General features: G+C 43.9%; 17 protein-coding genes and 1 pseudogene. 9 read left to right on the forward strand and 9 right to left on the reverse strand.

The window, feature by feature from the left end:
• Positions 1–96: 96 nt before the first annotated feature.
• Positions 97–825: a 30S ribosomal protein S2 gene (rpsB, locus tag C2M32_RS13620; RefSeq protein ID WP_105168895.1), complete on the reverse strand. Its 729-nt coding sequence runs from the start codon at positions 823–825 to the stop codon at positions 97–99.
• A 265-nt stretch (positions 826–1090) separates the two neighbouring features.
• Between rpsB and map the strand changes: the two genes are divergently transcribed.
• From map to dapD, 3 genes are read left to right on the forward strand one after another with little or no spacing between them, the layout of a single operon-like run.
• Positions 1091–1876 carry a type I methionyl aminopeptidase gene (map, locus tag C2M32_RS13625; RefSeq protein ID WP_105168896.1) on the forward strand — a complete coding sequence of 262 codons (786 nt, stop codon included), beginning with the start codon at positions 1091–1093 and terminating at the stop codon, positions 1874–1876.
• A 9-nt stretch (positions 1877–1885) separates the two neighbouring features.
• On the forward strand, positions 1886–4504 hold the full coding sequence (gene glnD, locus C2M32_RS13630; protein ID WP_105168897.1) for a [protein-PII] uridylyltransferase: 2619 nt from the start codon (positions 1886–1888) through the stop codon (positions 4502–4504).
• A gap of 11 nt (positions 4505–4515) precedes the next feature.
• The gene (gene dapD, locus C2M32_RS13635) at positions 4516–5343 is read left to right on the forward strand and encodes a 2,3,4,5-tetrahydropyridine-2,6-dicarboxylate N-succinyltransferase (protein ID WP_105168898.1); all 828 of its coding nucleotides are present in this window, start codon (positions 4516–4518) and stop codon (positions 5341–5343) included.
• A gap of 59 nt (positions 5344–5402) precedes the next feature.
• On the opposite strand, the gene C2M32_RS13640 is transcribed toward dapD, so the two are convergent.
• The 8 genes from C2M32_RS13640 to pspA all read right to left on the reverse strand — a co-directional run bounded on the left by C2M32_RS13640 (position 5403) and on the right by pspA (position 11977).
• Complete coding sequence (locus tag C2M32_RS13640) at positions 5403–5747, reverse strand: 4a-hydroxytetrahydrobiopterin dehydratase (protein WP_105168899.1); 345 nt, start codon at positions 5745–5747, stop codon at positions 5403–5405.
• Positions 5748–5758: 11 nt separating this feature from the next.
• On the reverse strand, positions 5759–6556 hold the full coding sequence (gene phhA / locus C2M32_RS13645; RefSeq protein ID WP_105168900.1) for a phenylalanine 4-monooxygenase: 798 nt from the start codon (positions 6554–6556) through the stop codon (positions 5759–5761).
• A 219-nt stretch (positions 6557–6775) separates the two neighbouring features.
• Positions 6776–7954, reverse strand: coding sequence for a trans-sulfuration enzyme family protein (locus tag C2M32_RS13650; RefSeq protein WP_105168901.1), 1179 nt, complete (start codon positions 7952–7954; stop codon positions 6776–6778).
• A gap of 137 nt (positions 7955–8091) precedes the next feature.
• Complete coding sequence (locus tag C2M32_RS13655; RefSeq protein WP_105168902.1) at positions 8092–9129, reverse strand: TIGR01620 family protein; 1038 nt, start codon at positions 9127–9129, stop codon at positions 8092–8094.
• Positions 9126–10532 carry a YcjX family protein gene (locus tag C2M32_RS13660; protein ID WP_105168903.1) on the reverse strand — a complete coding sequence of 469 codons (1407 nt, stop codon included), beginning with the start codon at positions 10530–10532 and terminating at the stop codon, positions 9126–9128. Before C2M32_RS13660 ends, C2M32_RS13655 begins: the two co-directional genes overlap by 4 nt.
• 76 nt (positions 10533–10608) lie before the next feature.
• The gene (gene pspC, locus C2M32_RS13665) at positions 10609–11010 is read right to left on the reverse strand and encodes an envelope stress response membrane protein PspC (protein ID WP_105168904.1); all 402 of its coding nucleotides are present in this window, start codon (positions 11008–11010) and stop codon (positions 10609–10611) included.
• The gene (gene pspB, locus C2M32_RS13670; protein WP_415839071.1) at positions 11007–11237 is read right to left on the reverse strand and encodes an envelope stress response membrane protein PspB; all 231 of its coding nucleotides are present in this window, start codon (positions 11235–11237) and stop codon (positions 11007–11009) included. The genes pspC and pspB overlap by 4 nt, the downstream gene beginning before the upstream one ends.
• A 77-nt stretch (positions 11238–11314) precedes the next feature.
• Positions 11315–11977 carry a phage shock protein PspA gene (gene pspA / locus C2M32_RS13675; RefSeq protein WP_105168905.1) on the reverse strand — a complete coding sequence of 221 codons (663 nt, stop codon included), beginning with the start codon at positions 11975–11977 and terminating at the stop codon, positions 11315–11317.
• Between the two features lie 186 nt (positions 11978–12163).
• On the opposite strand from pspA, the gene pspF reads away from it, so the two are divergent.
• The 6 genes and pseudogenes from pspF (at position 12164) to C2M32_RS13705 (ending at position 18522) form a co-directional block, all read left to right on the forward strand.
• Positions 12164–13249: a phage shock protein operon transcriptional activator gene (gene pspF, locus C2M32_RS13680; protein WP_105168906.1), complete on the forward strand. Its 1086-nt coding sequence runs from the start codon at positions 12164–12166 to the stop codon at positions 13247–13249.
• Between the two features lie 2 nt (positions 13250–13251).
• Positions 13252–14855 (forward strand): annotated as a pseudogene (locus C2M32_RS13685) (ABC transporter substrate-binding protein).
• A complete protein-coding gene (locus C2M32_RS13690; protein WP_105168907.1) occupies positions 14855–15889 on the forward strand; it encodes an ABC transporter permease in 1035 nt (344 codons plus the stop codon). Before C2M32_RS13685 ends, C2M32_RS13690 begins: the two are co-directional and overlap by 1 nt.
• Positions 15876–16769, forward strand: a complete 894-nt coding sequence (locus tag C2M32_RS13695; protein ID WP_105168908.1) for an ABC transporter permease subunit — start codon at positions 15876–15878, stop codon at positions 16767–16769. Before C2M32_RS13690 ends, C2M32_RS13695 begins: the two co-directional genes overlap by 14 nt.
• Complete coding sequence (locus C2M32_RS13700) at positions 16769–17776, forward strand: peptide ABC transporter ATP-binding protein (protein ID WP_105168909.1); 1008 nt, start codon at positions 16769–16771, stop codon at positions 17774–17776. Before C2M32_RS13695 ends, C2M32_RS13700 begins: the two co-directional genes overlap by 1 nt.
• Positions 17761–18522 carry an ATP-binding cassette domain-containing protein gene (locus C2M32_RS13705; protein ID WP_105168910.1) on the forward strand — a complete coding sequence of 254 codons (762 nt, stop codon included), beginning with the start codon at positions 17761–17763 and terminating at the stop codon, positions 18520–18522. The genes C2M32_RS13700 and C2M32_RS13705 overlap by 16 nt, the downstream gene beginning before the upstream one ends.
• The last annotated feature ends 205 nt before the right edge of the window (positions 18523–18727 follow it).

Genomic DNA, 18727 nt, shown 5'->3' on the forward strand with positions numbered 1-18727 from the left:
CCTCAAATATGAATTCTGTTTTAGGGAAGCGGAATAACCGCTCTTCAAGAATATCAAGTCTTCACCTCATTTAGATGAAGACTTGATGACAGCTAATTACTCAGCTTCTACGAAGTCGTCGCTTTCTGCTTGAGCAACGATGTTGCTTTCACGACCTTCAGTGATAGCAGCAGCTACAGCGCCAGTGTAAAGCTGGATAGCGCGGATAGCGTCGTCGTTACCAGGAACGATGTAATCAACACCATCTGGGTTCGAGTTAGTATCAACAACAGATACTACTGGAATACCTAGGTTGTTAGCTTCGCGAATAGCGATGTGCTCGTGGTCAGCGTCGATAACGAAGATAGCGTCAGGAAGACCGCCCATATCTTTGATACCGCCAAGGCTCTTTTCAAGCTTTTCCATTTCACGAGTTAGCATTAACGCTTCTTTTTTAGTCAGCTTCTCGAAAGTACCGTCTTGGCTTTGAGTCTCAAGGTCTTTAAGACGCTTGATTGATTGACGAACTGTTTTCCAGTTAGTCAACATACCACCTAACCAACGGTGATTTACGAAGTACTGATCACTTTGAAGAGCTGCTTCTTTAACTGCTTCGCTTGCAGCGCGCTTAGTACCTACGAAAAGAATTTTACCTTTGTTAGATGCAGTGTTCTGTAAGAACTTAAGTGCATCGTTGAACATAGGAACAGTTTTTTCTAGGTTGATGATATGTACACGGTTACGAGCGCCGAAGATGAAAGGCTTCATCTTAGGGTTCCAGTAACGAGCTTGGTGACCGAAGTGAACACCAGCCTGAAGCATATCGCGCATTGAAACGTTTGCCATTTTAATTTCCTCTATAAGTTTAGGGTTAAGCCTCCACATATCCCATAGCACCAACATGCTCAGTTTTACCAAGACATGCACCCAAGTGTATGTGTCGATATGTGTGTGTGTTAATATGAATGTGTTTATCTTAAATACAAACAACCCCGTAAGATTTATTTGTAAAAAGACGGCGCGCTTTATACCATATAAAAGTGCATAACTCAACGATAAGTACAAAAATTGTGCGTTGTTGCTAACTTAAAAATACCGACTTGGAGTCTCAATGAGTGCAGTGATAAAAACCCCTGAAGAAATCGAAAAAATGCGTGTTGCCGGGCGTTTAGCCGCAGAAGTATTAGAAATGATTGGGCCGTTTGTGAAGCCTGGGGTCACTACAGATGAGCTAAATACAATTTGTCACGATTATATTGTGAATGAACAAAATGCGATACCCGCACCACTAAATTACCATGGCTTTCCAAAGTCAATTTGTACGTCTGTGAATCATGTTATTTGTCATGGTATTCCTAATGATAAACCACTAAAAGACGGTGACATCATCAATATTGATGTTACGGTGATTAAAGATGGCTACCACGGTGATACATCAAAAATGTTTTATGTTGGTACACCAACCATCCAAGGTAAACGCTTAAGCGAAATTACTCAGGAAAGCCTTTACCTAGCTATTAAAATGGTTAAGCCTGGCGTACGTTTAGGTGATATCGGTGCAGCCATTCAAAAATTTGCTGAAGGGTTTAATTACTCTATCGTGCGTGAATATTGTGGTCACGGCATTGGTAAAGAATTTCACGAAGAACCTCAAGTTATGCATTACGGTAAAGCAGGCACAGGCGAAGTATTAAAAGCTGGCATGTGTTTAACGATTGAGCCGATGGTCAATGCGGGTAAACGCCAATGTAAGTTGCTAAAAGACGACTGGACTGTTGTCACTAAAGACCGTAGTCTATCAGCTCAGTGGGAACATACATTACTGGTCACTGAAAATGGCGTTGAGATCCTTACCTTGCGTAACGACGAAACAATTGACAGAGTGATTGAACACTAGGAGCCTTAGGTGGCACTGCCTAACAGAGTAAAAACGCTGCTCGACAATGCCGAGCAGCTCAATGATTATAAAGATTGTTCTGCTTATTTTTACAAATGGCTACACAACGAATTTTCAAAGCAACCTGTCAGAAACCTGATCAACGCTCGCGCTGAGTTTATCGACCGCTTGTTGATCAAGTTATTCAGCGACACTGGCCTTGCGCACTATCCAGAAATCGCGCTGATCGCTATCGGAGGCTATGGCCGAGGCGAGCTTCATCCATACTCCGATATCGACTTTTTGCTGTTGGTGCAGTCTCCCCCCGACGATCAACTCAAAAGCAACCTTGAGAATTTTGTCACCATGCTGTGGGACTTAAACCTAGAGATAGGTCACAGCGTACAAACGCACGAACAAGTGTTGGAACAAAAAAAGCAAGACGTTCATTTTACCACGAGCCTCCTTGAAAGCCGTTTGATCTGTGGCAACCACATTGAGTTTGAGCGTTTAAAAAGTCACATCATGGAAACGCCAATCTGGCGCTCTGACGAGTTTTTTATTGCCAAAGTGGATGAGCAAAAAGTTCGCCACCGAAAGTGTCATGGCACCGCTTATAATCTCGAACCCAATATCAAAGAAAACCCTGGGGGATTGCGAGATTTACAAACCATTTTTTGGGTAGCCAAAAAGCATTTTCACGCCGAAACCCTTGAAGAGCTCATCAATCACGGCTACTTGACCCATGAAGAGTATCAAGAGCTTTTAGAGTGCATTGAAAACTTATGGAATATACGTTTTGCACTGCATTTAGCTGCGGGTCGCAACGAAAACCGTTTGCTGTTTGATCACCAACCAAACGCTGCTGAATTACTGGGTTTTGGTGCCGAAGGCAAAGCATCGGTAGAACGCATGATGAAGCGCCTGTTTAGGATCATGAGTCGCGTACGTGAAATGAATCAGATGCTGTTGTCTTATTTTGAGCAAAGTATCTTACCAGATAGCGGTGAACAGGCTGTTGTGCCACTGGATAGAAACTTTGAGCGTGTAGGCAATAAGATTCGTGTTAAAAACCCTTCGGTGTTTTTCAGACGCGAACAATTGTTTGTACTTTTTGAACATATTGCCGACAACCCAGAAATTATTAGTATCGATCCGAATACCATAAGAACCATGCGTCAAGTGCGCCGAAGACTACTTGGCGACCTACAAGATTATGCCGGTTGCCGAGATGCCTTTTTGCGTTTGCTAAAACATCCAAACGGCATGGGACGCGCATTTACGCTAATGCATAAACATGGTTTGATGGCCGCCTACCTACCGCAATGGCGAAACATTTTCGGCCAAATGCAGTTTGACTTATTTCACGCCTACACGGTGGATGAACACACCCACAAACTGGTTAAAAATATTTATCAGTACTTTGATAGAACTCAGCCGAGTGAATTTCCAATTTGTAGCGAAATCGTCACTCGCATGGATAAACCCGAGTTACTGTACCTTGCCGCGATATTTCATGATATTGCCAAAGGCCGCGGGGGTGACCATTCAGAGTTAGGCGCAGTGGACGCACTGGCATTTTGTAAGATGCATGGTTTCACCACCTCAGATTCACGCCTTGTGGCTTGGTTGGTCAAAAGTCACCTGTTGATGTCAGTGACAGCACAGCGCAAAGACATCAACGACCCTGATGTGATCAATGAGTTTGCCTCACAGGTTAAGAACGAGCGTCAGTTAGATTATTTATACTGCCTAACCGTTGCTGATATTCGTGCGACCAACGACAACTTGTGGAACGATTGGAAAAATACTCTGCTGCGAGAGCTTTACCTGCATGCGCAACGCGCACTGCGCCTCGGTCTTGAAAACCCCATGGATATGCGTGATCAAATCCGTGATAAAAAGCATCAAGCCAAGCAGAGATTGATCAATAAAGGTTTTGAAGAAGAGTTTATCGACCTAAGTTGGTCACGCTTCAAAGCGAATTACTTTACCGCCTTTAGTGAGCAGCAAATATCTTGGCATAGCGAGCACTTACTTAAATCAAAAGACTTAAGTCAAGCCAGTGTTATGGTCAGTGAAAAACCACTTCATGGCGGAACGCAGGTATTCGTATACAGCCCTTATGAGGCCACGTTATTTGCCAAACTGGTGAGTGTCATTGGCTCCAAAAAAGCACAAATTCAACACGCACAAGTGATGACTACCAAAGACGGCTACGTGGTATTTAGTTTTGTGATTTTGGAGGTCAACGGAAACCCTGTTGCCAGTGCTCGAGCCAATTCAATCCGCAAAGGCATTGAAGCCGTACTACAAGATCCTAAAAAGAAAATACGAGTTAAAAAGAATCGCTCACAGCGTTTCAAAGATTTTAACATCAAACCCAAAGTCATCGTGCGTCCACATCCGCGCAATGACAGAAACCTAATTGAAATCCAAGCGATTGATATTCAAGGTTTGTTAACTAAAATCGCAGAAGTATTTCAAGCTAATTCACTGCATATTCATGCCGCGCGGATTACAACCGTGGGCGAACGTGCGGAAGATTTCTTTGTGGTATCCGATGAAAAATACCAAGCTTTAAGTGAAGAACACAAAGCCGAATTGCATCGTGATTTAATGAAAAAATTAAACGCAGAATCCGAATAAAAGAGGACATTATGTCAGATCTAAAATTAATCATTGAACAAGCGTGGGAGCAACGCGACAACATCACCCCAACGCAAGTATCAGAACCTGTAAGAAATGCAATCACTCAAGTACTCGATCTGCTTGATTCTGGTGCAGCTCGCGTGGCTGAGAAAATCAGTGGCGAGTGGGTGGTACACCAATGGTTAAAAAAAGCCGTATTGCTGTCGTTTCGTATTCGTGACAACCAGCCTATGCACGACGGTGTAAACCAATTTTTTGATAAAGTACCTTTAAAATTTAGCGACTATACACCTGAGCAGTTTAAACAAGGCGGTATGCGTGTGGTTCCTAACGCTGTAGCTCGTCAGGGAAGCTTTGTTGGTAAGAATGTAGTACTGATGCCATCTTACGTAAATATCGGCGCTTACGTTGATGAGGGCACGATGGTTGATACATGGGCAACCGTAGGCTCGTGTGCACAGATAGGTAAAAATGTACACCTATCGGGTGGTGTGGGCATCGGCGGCGTTCTAGAGCCGTTGCAAGCTAACCCCACTATCATTGAAGACAACTGCTTTATCGGTGCACGCTCTGAAATCGTCGAGGGTGTGATTGTGGAAGAAGGTGCCGTGATCTCTATGGGTGTATATATTTCGCAAAGCACACGTATTTATGACCGCGAGACTGGCGAAATTCACTATGGTCGAGTACCAGCGGGTGCCGTTGTGGTGCCAGGCTCATTGCCAAGCAAAGATGGTTCACACAGCTTGTATGCTGCAATTATTGTGAAAAAAGTTGATCAACAAACACGTGAAAAAGTGGGAATTAATGCCCTACTTCGCGCTATTGACGACTAACTATCGCAGTGATAAAAAAAGCGCCAAATGGCGCTTTTTTTAATTTGAATCGCACTTCGTTAAAGCGCAGCGAATACATCATCTGTTTTAGCTGCACACACAAAGTCATTTTTGTGCAAGCCTTTGATAGAATGGCTCCACCAAGTCACGGTCACTTTGCCCCACTCGGTTAACAAGCCTGGGTGATGGCCTTCTTCTTCTGCCATTGCACCCACCTGGTTGGTGAACTCAAGCGCGGCTTTGAAGTTTTTGAACTTGAACACACGCTCAAGCTGCATAATTCCATCACGTACTTCAGGAACCCAATCTGGGATCTGCTTAATCAATACCGCTAGTTCTTCATCTGACACTTTAGGCGCATCCGCACGACACGCTTCACATTTTTGTGCACTTAAATCAGACATCTAATAAATCCTTAACTTGCTAATTTTTCTTTAGGTGGAAATTTTGGCTCGAATAAGCCCAACTCTTTTGCTTTTTCAACCAATGACATGATATCCATTTGTGAAATATCAAACAAATCATGGATTGAGTTAATGGTGTAGTACACAGGCTGCATAATATCAATGCGATATGGTGTACGAAGCACATCCAACACTTTTAAAGGTGAAATCTCTGGTTTGTCAGTGTAAACGTACTGAGTTTCCCCTGGGCTAGACAGGATACCACCACCATAAATGCGCAGCCCGTTTGCAGTTTGCATCAAACCAAACTCAACGGTAAACCAGTATAAGCGCGCCAGATAAACTCTGTCTTTCTTTTGTGCCGCATAACCTAGCTGACCATATTTGTGCGTAAACTCAGCAAAGTCAGGGTTAGTCAGCATTGCGCAATGACCAAAGATCTCGTGAAAAATATCAGGTTCTTGTAAATAGTCAAACTCTTCTCGGCTACGTATAAATGTCGCAACTGGGAATTGCTTATTTGCCAACAAACGGAAGAACTCGTCAAAATCGATAAGCGCAGGAACAGGCGCAACTTGCCAGCCTGTTTCTTTACCAAGCACCTCGTTAAGCTCATGCAACTGCGGTATGCGATCATGAGGTAGATTGATTTTCTGCAATCCCTCCATGTATTCATCGCAGGCTTTACCCTCAATGCATTTCAACTGACGAGCCACTAGCTCTGACCAAATTTTATTCTCTTCATCGCTCCAAGCAATAATGCCATTTGCATCAGGTTGCTTTGAGGTGTATTTGCTCGATTTAGCCATTTTAACCTTCTCTTTACATCGGTCGATCTGTGATGATCGTGCCTCAACTTGTTACTACGATACTAAGTAAAAGTAATGAAAAGTGTAATAGCTGACGCTCACAGCGCCATCTGAGCAATATGCAATTTTGTACATATAAAATTACAAATTTGTATTGAAAAATAAACACCCGCCACGCAGGCGGGTTTGACGAAGATAGGGTGTGAATATAAATTTACACTAAATCGCTTTAAAAGCATTCTCCAAGTCATCAATGATGTCTTCAACATCCTCTAAACCGATAGAAATACGGATTAAGCCATCAGCAATTCCCGCCGCTTGACGCTCTTCAGGGGTATAAGGCGAATGTGTCATTGATGCAGGATGTTGAATAAGCGTTTCAGGATCGCCCAAGCTCACAGCAAGTGTACATAGCTCGGTCGCATTGATAAATGTTTCACCATCTTGCAAGCTGCCAGCTATCTCGAATGCAATCACACCACCTGCACCTTTCATCTGTTCACCCAAAAACTTATAGCCTGGGTGGGATGCAAGGCCGGGATAGTAAACCTTGCTTACTTTCGGATGTTTTTCTAGAAACTCAGCGACTTGCTGTGCGCTCTCACAATGACGCGCCATACGCACAGCGAGAGTTTTCAAGCCGCGGTTAATTAACCACGCATCGTGTGGGCTGATAGTTGCGCCTATATCCTTTAGCACTGTCAGCTTGATTAGTTCGATATGTTCTTTGCTGGCGCACACAATGCCAGCAACGACATCACCATGACCATTCAGATACTTAGTAGCACTGTGGATCACAATATCGATACCGAAGTGCTTAGGTTTTTGTAAAAGCGGCGTCATGAAGGTATTGTCGATAACACTTATCAATTGATGTTGCTTTGCAAAATTTCCCAACATCTTTAAGTCCAAAACCGTCATGTTTGGATTGATAGGTGTTTCTGCAAATAACATTTTACTGTTCGATTTTAGCGCTGCTTTCAATTCATCTTCATTGGTCATATCGACAAACGTTACCTCGATACCGAACTTAGGTAACATGTGCGCAAACAAAGCAAAACTACAACCATATAAGGCGCTAGAAGCTATCAAGTGATCGCCTTGTTGCAGGAAACTCAACACAGAGGCCGAAACCGCCCCCATACCGGTAGCAGTAGCAGCCGCATCTTCCATTTCTTCTAGCTGAGCAAGCTTTTGCTCTAGTTCACGCGTGGTTGGATTGCCAAGACGAGTGTAGATGTAGCCTGCTTCTTCCCCTGCGAAGCGCGCTGCACCTTGTGCCGCGTCTTTAAATGCAAATGTAGATGTCTGATACAGTGGTGCTGTGAGCGCACCATGTGGGTCATTGAAATGCTCAGGGCCATGAATACATTGCGTGTTATCGTGATACTTCTTCATAAATTAACCTGCTAACTTATTATTCTTTAATTGATTTATCTAATAAATAAGTCAGCGAGGTAAAATTCACAAGCAAGCCAGACGCTAAGACGGCTAGCTCACTCCACTCGCTTCCACACAGGTGTACATAATTGTTGTCACCTATCGCTCTTTGCAGACACGTCGGTTCGTTTTAATAATGTTTTAACTATTTGATCAACTGTAGATTTAAGTAAATTAGGTTTATGTTCAAGGCATGGCAAGGGGCGACATAGTTCCATCGTCTTATATCCCAAGCGCGCGGTAAACACCCCAGCGCTTAATCCTTGACCAGCCCTTGCGGAGAGCTTACCTAACAGTTCAGCCCCTAAACTGGTCGCAGCAAGATCAGTGATCAGCTCCGTCGCCCCAACAAACACCATCTGTTTGAACAATAACTTGTACAAAGTGATGCGGCTTCGATAGGCCAACTTAATCCCATAATGCTTGGTGATAGCTTCTATCAAATGGATGCCGCGCCAAAGTACCGCCAGCATATCTACAAGTGCTAACGGACTCATGGCCACCAGCAAAGCACTGGTTGTTGCGTGTTGATTGATAATATTTTTAGCCCGCTGGTCCTGCGTTTGTAATAAACTGGACTCATATAGTTGCAGCACTTCTTTGTCAGTATGATGTGATTTAATTGCCGCTTTAAACTCATCAACTTGTTGTTTAGGATGATGAGCAAGTAATGGACTCAACCAATCCTGAGCTTCTCCTATTTGGGTGCTATTGAGTAACCTCTGCCCATCTTGACGATGCTGCTGATGGTGTTTTAATTTTCGCAATGCGCTTGCTTCTTTGGCGATAAAAACGAGTGTCGTTAACACCGCTAATCCCAACACACTGGCGTAGAGTATCGCCAATAGCCAGGAGCTTTGTAGCGCTTGCACAACACTGTAAACACTCTCCACTAAAACAAGGGTGAGTAAGCTAATCACAAAATAGCCAAACAAGCCTAACCTTCTTTTCGGCTTTTGAAATACTTGTTCAAGCTCTTGCTCAACTTCAAGTGCAGCGCTTTCATTGTCGACAACGCTATCAAGATGAGCACTTTCTACCCGTTTCCCCGATTCTAGTGGCGGCTCAGCATGGTCCGGTTCAACACTGGTTGCAATACGCCTCCCAGCGCGCAACTTTTTAACTTCATTCATGCTAATTTATCTCCGATGAGAAATTGTAATGTGTGATCGAGACGGATGTGACCGAGTTCTCCCTTTTCAGCCTTAAGGGGAGAAAAAGACAAGAATTCAAACCCCTGCTCTGGCCATTGTTGAGCTGTTAGACAATGATTTGGTGGTTGAGGAGGTAAATACGTGGTCCAACCGTCCTCTGCCAATACTTTGCCATAGACACATTCCAGTGACTGCCCACCTTCTTGTACTCGCTTGACTTGCGTACTTTGTACTGAAGAAATAGCCATGGTATCCACAGCAACACCAGCAAAACGTAAATCATTACTGTGTCCACCCAACATATCGTTGAGCAACAAAGCAATATCCGCTTGCTGTGATGGGCTAACATGATCGCATTTGTTGGCGGCAAACAGTACTTTGTCTATTTTTGGGTAGAACAGCCGCTTTAGTAGTCCTGATTTACCATAATTAAACACTTGCATCACATGCCCTATCGCTTCTTGCTGTTCACGTAATGTATCTGGTCCATCATTGAGAGCACTAAGCACATCAACCAAAACCAGTTGTCTATCAAACTGACAAAAGTGCTGTTTATAAAACGGTGTGACCACCTGTTGTTTGTATGCTTCAAACCGCGCTTGTAATTGTTGATACTGACTGTTGTCACCGCCGTGCGCTTGGGCATCAACCGGAAAAAATAGTAAAATCGGCGCGCCAGCCAGATCGCCTGGGATCAACATTCGGCCCGGCTGAAGTTGTGCAAGATGAGTATTTTTTTTCAGTGTGGTTAACACGTTCTGGTAGCTGTCTGCCAGTGTTTTAAGTACCTGTTCATCCACTTGTTCAGTACTGTTGAAGTCCGCCAGTAACGATAAAAACTCTTGACTGTAAGGCTTATAGGCATCAGCTTTTAACAAAGCTAACATCGCCTCACTCCAAGCTTTATAATCCTGTGACATCATGGGTAAGTCAGCCAGCCACTCCCCCGGATAATCGATAAGCTCTAGATATAAAGTGCTATCGGCAGATAGATGTTGCTTAATACCGTGCTGTGTTTCAAATTTAATCGCCAGCGTTAATGTATTGATGCGCTCGGTTGAAGGCGGCCACTTAGGCTCATCAGCAAGTAAACATGCAACTGCACTTTGATAGTCAAAGGTAGGAATATCCAAAGCCCTTTGTGGGACTTGCTTTGCAGCAATAAGACGTTGTTCGCGCACTACATCAAAAAACGGCAGATTCTTCTTATTCGCTTGGCTGGTCAGGTGCTTCACTAAGGCGGTAATAAATGCGGTTTTACCGCTGCCACTAAACCCCGTCACTGCGAGTTTGACATGTCTGTCTAAGCTACGGTTAATGGCTTTTTTTGTGTTTGATTTGAGTTTTTCGAGGGCTTTTTGGGTAATAAGCTTAGCTTTCATGTTTAATCAGATTCCCTCTTATTTTGGTTTTAAGCGCTGTGGCGTATAAACGCCACACTAGCTTTTAAGTCCAGGGCTACAACTTTTTGATCTCTCTGCTCACTGTAAATTCGCTAGAGGTCACGTACTTTTCCATATTTTGAATACGACTATCTAAACGTGTCAGACGCTCTTTTAAGTCAAATAACGCACGTCTTGGTGGTTCACCTTTTTGCCAAACCTTAAATTTGACGGAAATAGGGTCATCGTTATCATTATCGCTCTTATGGGCACCTGAGTATGGTTTAGTATCTAAAATAAACCAGCATGCTATATAAGCAACGACAAACAAAGGACCGCCAGAGAGCAGTACTGCTGTGATGACTAAGATACGTACTAGCCACAGTTCCATATTAAAGTAATCGCTCAGTCCCGCACATACTCCAGCAATTTTGCCGCGTTTAGGGTCGCGATATAACTCGCGTTTTAAACTACTCATACCTTGCGTCTCCACTCTGGTGCTTCTTGATCAAGCAAAGCTTCTAGTGTTTCAACACGCTCAGCCATTTTTTCTGCTTTACTAGCAAGCTCACTAAGCTGACGATGTTCGTGTTCACTCAATCCCTGACTTACCTGCTTTTTACTGCGATAGTGTAGAATCAACCACAACGGGGCGACTACCGCCATAAAAATAATAATCGGTGCTACTAAAACGTCTAATTCCATAATTTATTACTCCAAAACTAAGGCGTAACCTTGCAGTTTGGTATCTACTGAATTAGTTCAGCAGATACCAGTTAAGTTCATTTGTTTTTTGCCAGCTTTTTCTTAAGCTCGGCTAGTTCGTCATCAATTTTTTCATTTTTTTGTAGGTCTGCAATTTCATCGGCCAGCGACTTTTTGCCTAAATCATATGACTCAATTTGAGATTCTAGACCATCAATCTTAGTTTCATAGCGTTCGAAGCGATTCAGTGCATCTTCCACTTTTGAGCTATCTAGCGCTTTTTTAACTTCTAAGCGTGACTCGGCTGAACGCTGACGAAGTACAATCGCTTTTTGTCTTGCCTTAGCGTCTGCCAATTTTTCTTGCAACGTTGATACTTCTTGCTGCAACTTTTCAATGTGCGTTTCAACATGTGCAAGTTCAGAGCGCACACTTTGTGCTGCTTCTTCAGATTTTTGCCTTTCAAGCAGCGCTGCACGCGCTAGATCTTCACGATCTTTACTCAGAGCTAACTCTGCTTTTTCTTGCCATTCTTGAGTTTGCGCATCCAACTGCTCAACACGACGCGTCAATTCTTTCTTTTCAGCGAGTGTTTTGGCAGATGTAGAACGCACCTCAACTAATGTATCTTCCATTTCCTGAATGATAAGGCGAACCATTTTTTCTGGATCTTCGGCTTTATCTAAAATGGCATTGATATTAGAATTAACGATGTCTGCAAAACGAGAGAAAATTCCCATAATCTTTACCTCTTTGGTTTATAAATTTGAATTGCTGACATGGTATGTATCAAATTACTTGCCAACTTTTCAAAATCATAAAAGAACAACAATATCATACGGTTAACTGATTTTAAAAATAACTTTAGTTCATTCAGTTTTTGAAATACACTAACAGTTAGCAAAAATAACTAAGAGTTAGGCAATATGAGCCAATTTCGCCAACAGGATAACTTACTCGGCCAATCTGACAGCTTTTTAACCGTATTGGACCAAGTGTCACAACTCGCTCCACTTGAGAAACCCGTTCTTATTATTGGTGAACGCGGCACAGGTAAAGAGCTTATCGCAGCAAGATTACATTATTTATCTGAGCGATGGGAACAAAACTATATCAAACTTAATTGCGCCGCACTCAATGAAAACTTGCTAGAAAGTGAACTGTTTGGCCACGAAAGTGGTGCGTTTACCGGAGCCAACAAACGTCATGAAGGACGCTTTGAGCGCGCTAATGGTGGCACCTTATTTTTAGACGAATTAGCAAACACCTCCGCAATGGTGCAAGAAAAGCTGCTGCGAGTCATAGAGTATGGTGAATTTGAGCGTGTTGGTGGCAAAAGCACGGTAAAAGTCGATACTCGTTTGGTATGTGCTACCAATGAGGATTTGCCAACCTTGGCTGATAATGGTGAATTTCGTCACGATTTACTCGATAGACTAGCCTTTGATGTAATCACTTTACCGCCACTGAGAGCGCGTCAAGATGACATCATGCTCTTGGCTGAGCAGTTTGCTATGAACATGGCTCGGGATCTCAACTGGTCTTTGTTTAGCGGGTTTACCCGTAAGGCCACCGATAAACTGCTAGAGTACGATTGGCCCGGTAACATTCGTGAACTCAAAAATGTCATTGAACGTAGTTTGTATCGCCACGGCAGTGAAAGTTTACCGGTACACAATATTGTTTTAGACCCGTTTGAAAGCCCCCATCGACCCGCTCAACGTGTTAAAGCCAAGGTGATGACCGAGACAGTTTCTCCAACTGAAACCCCAGCTAAACAAGCGCCAACACAGATTACAGAATCGCAAAGCAAAGCACATGTCATCGAGTTTCCGTGCGATCTCAAATCACTTTCTAATGAGTTTGAAATCGACTTATTACAAAAAGCACTTAAACATAGCCAATTTAATCAAAAGAAAACTGCACAAATGCTTGGTTTAACGTATCATCAGCTACGTGGATATTTGAAAAAATACAACTTATTAGACTCGGGTCAAAAACAAGAGGCATAAGCGTGCGTAATTTGCTGTTAGGTGTATTGTGCACCTACTTGCTAGGCTGTATAGATGCCAGCCAACAGACGATCAGAAAAACCCAAGGGTTAGTGTATTGCTCTGAAGCAAATCCAGTGTCGTTTAACCCACAAGTGACGACTACAGGCTCAACCATTGATATCATAGCGAGTCAGCTATACGACACACTATTGAGTATTGATCCAGAAACAGCTGAATTTAAGCCCGAAATTGCCCACTCTTGGCAAGTCAGTGATGGCGGTAAGGTGGTCACTTTTTACTTGCGCAAAGATGTGCAGTTTCATCATACCGACTACTTCAAACCAACTCGCTTTCTCAACGCTGATGATGTGGTGTTCTCTTTTAGCCGTTTGTTTGACGTGTATAACCCCTATCACTTTGTGGGCGATGCCAACTATCCTTACTTTCAAAGTGTTGGGTTAGATCAGCTTATCCGTCAGGTGGTAAAAGTAGACGATTACACAGTCCGCTTTGAACTATTCAATGCTGAAAGCAGCTTTCTATCTAATTTAGCTACTGACTTTGCGGTGATCCTGTCAGAGGAATATGCAAACCATCTCGCTGCCCTTGAACAAAAAGAGTTGTTTGATACCTATCCGATAGGGACTGGCCCTTACAAATATAAGCACTTTTTGCGTGATAACCTGATCCGCTACCATCGCAACGAGCACTACTGGAAACACCCCGTGCCGATGCAGCAGTTGGTTTTTGATATTACCACCAATGGCACCAGCCGCATTGCAAAAATGCTGACCAAAGAGTGCGACATCACGGCACATCCCAGTGCCACACAATTAAGCGTGTTGGCTGCTCGTGATGACATTCGTGTAGATAAAGCGCCAAACCTCAACATTGGTTATTGGGCGTTCAATACAGAGAAGCCTCCTTTTGACAACCTTTTAGTTCGTAAAGCGCTGGCGCACTCCGTTGATTTTGAAAAGATTATGCAGGCGGTTTTTTACGGTAATGGCATCATCGCCCGTTCTCATTTACCGCCTTCATCGTGGGCATTTCAAGCTCAGGATCATATGCCCACTTATAACCCTGAATACGCCAGACAACTGCTGGTCGAAGCTGGATATGAAGATGGTTTTAGTATGACCTTATGGGCTATGCCCGTATCGCGCATTTACAATCCTAATGCCAGAAAAATGGCCGAGCTCATCCAAAGTGATTTAAAAGGGATTGGTATATCAGCACGGATTGTGGATATGAGTGGAACACATTCTTAGAGCGCATTGGCCAACATGAGCATGATAGCGTGTTATTAGGCTGGGCTGCTGACACCCCTGACCCAGATAACTTTTTCAGTCCATTGCTAAGTTGTACGGCCACCTTCAGCGGTAAAAACCCTGCAAACTGGTGTAACCCTGAGTTCGATCTACTGCTTACTCAAGCGCTGGATACTACGGATGTAGAACTGCGTAAAACCTTCTATTATCAGGCACAAAAGATGATCATTGATCAGCTACCTTTGGTACCTATCGCTCACGGTATGCGCTTTCAAGCCACCAGCGCTGATGTCAAAGACATTTCCCTTCGCCCATTTGGTGGCATCTCTCTTGGCAAAGCGAGGCGAGACTAATGTTATTTGAATATTTGCTGCGACGCTTATCCTTATTGTTGTTTATGGTCTTCACGTTAACCGTGTTTACTTTTTCTTTGAGTTATTTATTCCCCGGTGAATTACTCGCCAATGTCAGTGGTCAGGTCAATCCTTCTTTTACGCAAAGCCAACAACTGACAGAAAAGTATCACCTCAATGAAGGGGTTATCGTTCAATATTTGGCATTCTTACAGCGCATTCTACAGGGTGATTGGGGCGTTTCTTTATCTTCTGGACAAAGTGTATTTGAGCATGTGGTCAAGCTCTTTCCTGCCACTCTAGAGCTATGCGTTTATGCCTTAGCAGTTGCCATTATGGTGGGGATCCCAAGCGGAATAGTTGCGTCGGCCTATCACAAACGCTGGCCCGAAAAAGTAATCAATTCACTCAGTTTACTTGGGTTTTCTGTACCGATATTTTGGTTGGCACTCTTGCTGATAATGGTGTTTTGCCTTGGGCTTGGGTTGTTTCCGATGTCTGGCCGAATTGGCTTGTTGTATGAAGTTGAACCCATTAGCAACTTTATTCTGCTCGATATTATTTTGCAGGGCTTCCCTTACCAAGGTCTCGCATTTGTCGATGCGCTTCATCATTTAGCTTTGCCTACCATCGTGCTTGCAATGTATCCAACGACGGTGCTGATCCGCTTTACCCGTGATTCTATGCTCGATGTGTTGGAACAAAACTATATCAAAACGGCGCGAGCTAAGGGCCTCAATAGACGCCAATTGATCATGCATCACGCTTTACGAAATGCACTATTACCTGTTATCAAACAAATCGGTCTGCAATTTAGTACCTTGATCACCCTCGCCATGATCACCGAAGTTATTTTTTCTTGGCCGGGTGTTGGACGCTGGCTAATAGATAGTATTTATCAACGTGACTACCCTGCGATTCAGGGAGGACTGTTGGCGGTGTCAATGTTTGTTATTTTAGCCAACATGCTGGCTGAGTTCAGTCATACGTTATTTGACCCATTATCGAGAAATCAGGCCCATGGCAAAGTTTAGTTTATTTAGTGAAGAGTCAAACCGCTCGCCACTGTCTCGATTGTGGCGAAAGTTTAAGTCTAACCACCCTGCATTGGTGGGGCTTTGGGTTTTTGTTGCCCTAACACTGTTGGCAATGACCGCCCCATTTATCGCGCCTTATGGCATCAACCAACAGCATGGTGATGCCCTATTACTGCCTCCATCGTGGCATGAGCTGGGAGATGTGCGTTTTATACTTGGCACCGACGACCTTGGCCGAGATGTACTATCGAGATTAATGAATGGCGCTACATTTACTTTTGGCCTATCAATTGTCGCGGCCCTTGTAACAACCTTAATCGGTGTTGTGTTAGGTACTTTCGCGGGGATCAGTAAAGGACTGCGTTCCAGCCTATTGAACCATCTTTTGGACATTACATTATCCATCCCGTCTCTATTGCTGGCTATCATCATTATTGCGGTGTTGGGTCCGGGACTACTCAACACGGTATGGGCTATTATCTTCGCCTTATTACCCCAGCATGTGCATTCAGTAAGAAATTTGGTGGTAGAGGAACTCAGCAAAGATTACATCAGTGCATTTCGTTTGGATGGCGCATCTAAATGGCAAATTCTTATCCGCGGCGTGTTGCCGAACATTTACGAGCATATTGTGGTTATTTTTACCATGGCTTTATCTACCGCGATTTTGGATATTGCCGCACTGGGCTTTTTAAAACTTGGTGCACAGCCACCCACAACCGAATGGGGTGCCATTTTGGCTGAAAACCTCAGCCTAATTTACCTTGCGCCGTGGACTGTTGGCCTGCCCGGTGTGTTACTATTTATCGCAGTATTGTCTACTAATCTTGTAGGCGATGGCTTAAGGCAAGTACTCAAAGGGCGAAAGGTGGATTAATGCAGTTGCTCGATATTCGAAATTTAACCATTGAATTGCAAACCGAAGAAGGTGTGATCCGAGCCGTTGATAAAATCAATCTCAGCCTCAAAGAAGGCGAGGTTCATGCCCTAGTGGGTGAATCTGGTTCAGGAAAAAGTTTGATTGCCAAAGCCATTGTCGGTGTGTTGAACAAACGTTGGACGGTCACTGCGGACAGGATGCACTGGCAAGGGGTCGACTTAATGAGGTTAAGCCCTGAGAAGCGACGTAAAATTGTCAGCCGAGACATGGCGATGATTTACCAAGAGCCGAGCCGAAGTCTAGATCCGACCGCCAAAATATACGATCAGGTTGCAGAGTCGATACCTGACAACAGTATCAAAAGCAGCTTTTTCTCTCGAAACAGCAAGCGAAAGAGCAAGGTCAAGGCACTACTGCATAAGGTCGGGATCAGAGATGACAAAAAAGTGGCCAGCAGCTATCCTCACGAACTCTCTGAGGGAGTTTGTCAAAAAGTCATGATAGCCATGGCCATTGCCCGCAGCCCAAAATTATTGATTGCCGATGAGCCGACCACAGCACTGGAAAGTATCGCCAAAGCACAAGTTTTTCGTCTGCTAAAAAGCCTTAATCAATTAAAAAACATGTCTATTTTGATGATCTCACATGAACTGGAGGAGATCACTGATTGGTCACACGCCATGCATGTTCTATATTGTGGTCAGATGGTTGAAGCAGGCCCCACTGATAAAGTATTTTGCGCCCCATTTCATCCTTACACGCAAGCTTTGGTAAAAAGTTTACCGGACTACGCACAGGGGCTTGCCCACAAAGAGCCGTTTTATGCGCTTAAAGGGACCATACCACCGCTACAGCATTTACCCATAGGTTGCCGACTTGGCCCACGTTGTCCACAAGCACAAAAACAGTGTGTTGTTACACCAACGCAAAGTAAAGTCCACAACCATACTTACGCATGCCACTTTCCACTGATGAAGGATAAGCCTAAATGCAACCACTCTTAAAAGTACAAGCACTGAACAAATCGTTCTGTACTCGCGCGGGTGTATTTAAACGCACTCATGCTCAGGTGCTTACTGATATTTCCTTCTCGGTCGGTGTCGGTGAAACTCTCGCCATCATCGGTGAAACAGGCTCTGGAAAGAGCACCCTAGCCAGAGTTTTGGCGGGTGCGGACCATGCTGACAAAGGGCAGATCTTACTCGATGGCGACACCATTGAGGATGATGGCTTGCGTAACACCCAATGCCGTCATATCCGTTTAATTTTTCAAGACCCAACACGCTCTTTAAACCCAGGATTAACCATTGGTGACATGCTGGATGATTGCTTGCGCCTCAACACCGAGCTGACCATACAACAGCGAGATAATAAGATTAAGCATACCCTCACCCGAGTGGGTCTGCTAACCGAGCACTATGACTATTATCCCCACATGTTCAGCGGCGGTCAGTTGCAGCGTATCGCATTAGCGAGAGCCCTGATATTAGACCCAAAAGTAGTGGTACTTGATGAAGCGCTATCATCGCTTGACCCATCGGTAAGAGCGCAAACCGTCAACTTGTTGTTGGAGTTACAGCGAGAATCAGGCCTAAGTTATGTATTGATCACCCACCACTTGAGTTTGGTAAAGCATATGAGTGATCAGCTACTGGTGCTAAACAAAGGCAAAATCGCCGAATACGGGAATACCCAAAGTATTTTTGCAGCCCCTAAGTCTCGCGTTATGCAAAGGCTTTTAAATGTATAGCGTGTAGCTCCTAACAACGCTTGATACTTACCTGTTTACTCCCCCTCCCAACCTATATTACTGCTGAAATTTAAATGAACACAAGGTTAACAACAATTGATCTTGTGTTAAAAAAGTGTACACTGATGTGCGAAATTGGTGGCACGATTGATTTTGAAATAACCGCACATTCTGGTTCTGTTTAACATGGATAGCTTAGTACAGT

It is taken from the genome of Pseudoalteromonas sp. T1lg23B (genome assembly GCF_002964665.1).
Lineage (GTDB): Bacteria > Pseudomonadota > Gammaproteobacteria > Enterobacterales > Alteromonadaceae > Pseudoalteromonas.

What these genes read in the sequence shown, in the direction of transcription:
- rpsB (WP_105168895.1), bottom strand. Translation starts at nt 825, where the DNA reads ATGGCAAACGTTTCAATGCGCGATATGCTTCAGGCTGGTGTTCACTTC.
- map (WP_105168896.1), top strand. Translation starts at nt 1,091, where the DNA reads ATGAGTGCAGTGATAAAAACCCCTGAAGAAATCGAAAAAATGCGTGTT.
- dapD (WP_105168898.1), top strand. Translation starts at nt 4,516, where the DNA reads ATGTCAGATCTAAAATTAATCATTGAACAAGCGTGGGAGCAACGCGAC.
- C2M32_RS13640 (WP_105168899.1), bottom strand. Translation starts at nt 5,747, where the DNA reads ATGTCTGATTTAAGTGCACAAAAATGTGAAGCGTGTCGTGCGGATGCG.
- phhA (WP_105168900.1), bottom strand. Translation starts at nt 6,556, where the DNA reads ATGGCTAAATCGAGCAAATACACCTCAAAGCAACCTGATGCAAATGGC.
- C2M32_RS13650 (WP_105168901.1), bottom strand. Translation starts at nt 7,954, where the DNA reads ATGAAGAAGTATCACGATAACACGCAATGTATTCATGGCCCTGAGCAT.
- C2M32_RS13655 (WP_105168902.1), bottom strand. Translation starts at nt 9,129, where the DNA reads ATGAATGAAGTTAAAAAGTTGCGCGCTGGGAGGCGTATTGCAACCAGT.
- C2M32_RS13660 (WP_105168903.1), bottom strand. Translation starts at nt 10,532, where the DNA reads ATGAAAGCTAAGCTTATTACCCAAAAAGCCCTCGAAAAACTCAAATCA.
- pspC (WP_105168904.1), bottom strand. Translation starts at nt 11,010, where the DNA reads ATGAGTAGTTTAAAACGCGAGTTATATCGCGACCCTAAACGCGGCAAA.
- pspB (WP_415839071.1), bottom strand. Translation starts at nt 11,237, where the DNA reads ATGGAATTAGACGTTTTAGTAGCACCGATTATTATTTTTATGGCGGTA.
- pspA (WP_105168905.1), bottom strand. Translation starts at nt 11,977, where the DNA reads ATGGGAATTTTCTCTCGTTTTGCAGACATCGTTAATTCTAATATCAAT.
- pspF (WP_105168906.1), top strand. Translation starts at nt 12,164, where the DNA reads ATGAGCCAATTTCGCCAACAGGATAACTTACTCGGCCAATCTGACAGC.
- C2M32_RS13690 (WP_105168907.1), top strand. Translation starts at nt 14,855, where the DNA reads ATGTTATTTGAATATTTGCTGCGACGCTTATCCTTATTGTTGTTTATG.
- C2M32_RS13695 (WP_105168908.1), top strand. Translation starts at nt 15,876, where the DNA reads ATGGCAAAGTTTAGTTTATTTAGTGAAGAGTCAAACCGCTCGCCACTG.
- C2M32_RS13700 (WP_105168909.1), top strand. Translation starts at nt 16,769, where the DNA reads ATGCAGTTGCTCGATATTCGAAATTTAACCATTGAATTGCAAACCGAA.
- C2M32_RS13705 (WP_105168910.1), top strand. Translation starts at nt 17,761, where the DNA reads ATGCAACCACTCTTAAAAGTACAAGCACTGAACAAATCGTTCTGTACT.